General features: G+C 70.1%; 1 protein-coding gene. It reads right to left on the minus strand.

Going from position 1 to position 264, the window contains the following annotated elements; all coding sequences use genetic code 11:
* Positions 1-264 (minus strand): hypothetical protein (locus tag KZZ06_RS21190; RefSeq protein ID WP_219581918.1); only part of this gene is annotated, 264 nt, incomplete at both ends.

The following is a 264-nucleotide window of genomic DNA, read 5'->3' on the forward strand; positions in this document are numbered from 1 at the left end:
GGCTGCCAGCGGTCGGGCCCGGCCTCGCGGGTGCGCTTGAGCCGGGTCTCGACCACCTCGCGCTCGATCTGCGCCGCCGATTTCTGCTTGGCGAGGTCGGCCAGGGTGCCGAGATCGTTCTGCTGCTCGATCTCGAAGCTCGCGGTGTTGTTGCCCTTGAGGTAGGTCGCGAGCTGCGCGTCGATGGCGGCGAGGTCGGCCCGGGCGCGGTCCAGCTTGCTCTGGTAGAACGAGGCCGGGGTCTCGTCGGCGTAGACCTCGACG

This window comes from Sulfitobacter sp. CW3, from assembly GCF_019392245.1.
GTDB lineage: Bacteria > Pseudomonadota > Alphaproteobacteria > Rhodobacterales > Rhodobacteraceae > Sulfitobacter.